The organism is Aeromicrobium sp. (genome assembly GCF_032084975.1).
Lineage (GTDB): Bacteria > Actinomycetota > Actinomycetes > Propionibacteriales > Nocardioidaceae > Aeromicrobium.
Map to the genome: position 1 here is coordinate 15,788 of NZ_DAMDLR010000054.1, position 2,527 is coordinate 18,314.

At 71.5% G+C, this 2,527-nt stretch carries 4 protein-coding genes and 1 riboswitch; of the genes, 3 read left to right on the forward strand and 1 reads right to left on the reverse strand.

Going from position 1 to position 2,527, the window contains the following annotated elements:
• Positions 1-159: glycine zipper domain-containing protein (locus RT323_RS16745; RefSeq protein ID WP_396172336.1), on the reverse strand; the 159-nt coding region annotated here is incomplete at its 3' end.
• A gap of 16 nt (positions 160-175) precedes the next feature.
• On the opposite strand from RT323_RS16745, the gene RT323_RS12345 reads away from it, so the two are divergent.
• The 3 genes from RT323_RS12345 to RT323_RS12355 form a co-directional block, all read left to right on the forward strand.
• Positions 176-1,222 carry a DUF6801 domain-containing protein gene (locus tag RT323_RS12345; RefSeq protein ID WP_396172337.1) on the forward strand — a complete coding sequence of 349 codons (1,047 nt, stop codon included), beginning with the start codon at positions 176-178 and terminating at the stop codon, positions 1,220-1,222.
• 78 nt (positions 1,223-1,300) lie between these two features.
• Positions 1,301-1,410, forward strand: a riboswitch (TPP riboswitch).
• Positions 1,400-1,990, forward strand: a complete 591-nt coding sequence (locus tag RT323_RS12350) for an ECF transporter S component (protein ID WP_313408836.1) — start codon at positions 1,400-1,402, stop codon at positions 1,988-1,990. (Overlaps the previous riboswitch by 11 nt.)
• On the forward strand, positions 1,987-2,527 hold a 541-nt coding region (locus RT323_RS12355), incomplete at its 3' end, for an ABC transporter ATP-binding protein (protein WP_313408838.1). The genes RT323_RS12350 and RT323_RS12355, both read left to right, overlap by 4 nt.

Below are 2,527 nucleotides of genomic sequence, written 5' to 3' on the forward strand. Positions count from 1 at the left end.
GCCGACGACGGAGCCCACCGAGGAGCCGACGACGGAGCCGACCAGCGAGCCGACGACCGAGCCGACGACCGAGCCCACGACCGAGCCCACGACGGAGCCGACGACCGAGCCCACCGAACCGACGCCGAGTGAGCCGGTCGACCTCTCCAAGGACTTCACCTACGTGTGCGAGGTCGTGGCCGGGGGCCTGAACCTGGGCAACCACGACATCGGCGTCCTTGCTGAGACGACGGTCCCCGGATCCGTCCGTCCCGGCGAGACGATCTCCGAGCGCCCGGTCGACATCACGCTCACGATGCCCGAGCTGCTGCGCGAGTCGACCGTGACCCTGCTCGGCGGCCAAGCCGCCGAAGGCGCCTCCACCGACGCTGCCATCACCCTGACGACGGGTGGTCAGACCTCGACCGTCGCGATCCCGAACCTCAGCTCGCCGCGCACCGACATCCCGCAGCAGGCGGGCTCGCCGTGGCTCATCCCGGCCACGGGCACCGTCCCGGCCATCACCGTCCCGGCCTACGCCGCCGACTCGGTGGCCCTCGGGATGCCGAAGGACTTCTCGATCGACGCGACGATCCACACGAAGACGACGACGCTGCCGGCGGAACTGACGTGTGGTGGGCCGGAGAGCCTGGACCTGGGCAGCATCCCGGTGTCGGGCGACCCGGTCACCGAGCCGACGACCGGCCCGACGACGCCGCCGACGGACGGCCCGACGACGCCGCCGACCGACGGCCCGACCGCCGAGCCCACCGACGGCCCGACCGCCGAGCCCACCGCCGAGCCCACCGACGAGCCGGGGACGATCCCGGTCGAGCTGGTCGGGTCCGACATCGTGGCACCCGGTGACACCCTCACCTTCTCGTTCGCGGACGAGTGGATCGCCAAGAAGGTCAGCTTCGAGCTGCGTTCGAAGCCGATCGATCTGGGCACCCGGACGGTGAGCGTCTCCGGCGAGGCGTCGGTGCGCATCCCGACCGACGCTCCCGAGGGATCGCACACGGTGCGGGTCCTGAGCAGCAGCGGCGAGCTGATCGCCTCCGTGCCGATCGAGATCGAGGCCGCCGACGCCAGCGACGTCGACGACACGGACGACGACTACTGGTCGGACGACGTGCTGGCCTCGGCCGGCGGCCCGGGTGCGGGCATCGCCGTCCTGGGCGGGGTGCTGCTCCTCGCCGGTGTGGCTGTGATGACGCTGCGTCGCCGAGCCGGACGCAGCTGATCGCACAGCACTGAGGGCGGGGACGGGTCTCACGACCCGTCCCCGCCTTCTTTCGTGCCCGGGAGCGGCTAGGCTGGGGGAACACGACAGGGGAGCGCCACGCAGAGGGCGCTGAGAGTGCGGATCCGCCGCAGACCCTTGAACCTGCTCCGGTTAGCACCGGCGAAGGGAGTCACGATGACATCTGCTGTCCGCTCGACCACCAGCTACCGCACGCTCGACCTGGTGACCATCACCATGCTCGGCGTCGCCTTCGGCGTCGTCTTCTGGGGGTGGGGGAAGTTCTACGACGTCGTCGACATCGGCGCGGCCGTGGGCTTCAAGCCCGCCGCCGCACTGCTCGCCGGCATGTGGCTCATCGCCGGCGTCGTCGGAGGTCTGATCATCCGCAAGCCCGGCGCCGCGTTGGCGACCGAGCTGATCGCCGCCCTCGTCTCCATGATCGTCCTGGGTGGCACGGCGTGGGGCAGCACGGTGCTGATCTCGGGCCTCGTCCAGGGTCTCGGCGCCGAGCTCGTCTTCGCAGCGTTCCTCTACCGACGTTTCGACGTCGTGACCGCCATCGGCGCCGGTGCGCTCTCGGCGGTCTTCGCCGCCCTCTACGAGTGGAAGTACTACTTCGTGGACTGGGACCTGACGTGGCGCCTGTTCCACCTGGGCTTCTTCACCGTCTCGGGCGTCCTGATCGCCGGGCTCGGCGGCTGGTTCCTGGTGCGGTCGCTCGCGCAGGCGGGGGCGCTCGACTCGTTCCCAGCCGGCCGGCAGTGACGGTCGCGTTCCGCGACTACTCCTGGACTCCGCTGCACGCACGCCGCCCAGCGCTCGACCGGCTGGACCTGCACATCGAATCCGGTGAGCGGGTCCTGCTGGTCGGGCCCAGCGGCAGCGGCAAGTCGACAGCGCTGCACGCCATCGCCGGGGCGCTGGGCACCACCCTCGTCGGCGAATCCACCGGTTCGGTCGAGGTCACCGGCCGGATCGGGATGGTCACGCAGAATCCCTCCTCGTCGATCGTCGCCGACCGGATCGGGCGCGACGTCGCCTTCGGTCCCGAGAATCTGGGACTCCCGCGCGACGAGATCTGGCGCCGGGTCGACGCCGCCCTCGAGGCGGTGGGCCTGCGGCACGGACGCGAGCGCTTCACCAGCGCCCTGTCGGGCGGGGAGCGGCACCGGCTCGCGCTCGCGGGAGCGCTGGCGACCGAGCCCGACGTGCTGCTGCTCGACGAGCCGACCTCGATGCTGGACGCCGAGCTGGCGTCCGAGGTGCGCGATGCCGTGCTGCGCGTCGTGGGCCGTCGCTCGC

Coding starts and splice junctions, on each gene's coding strand:
- RT323_RS12350 (WP_313408836.1), top strand. CDS start 1,400: ATGACATCTGCTGTCCGCTCGACCACCAGCTACCGCACGCTCGACCTG.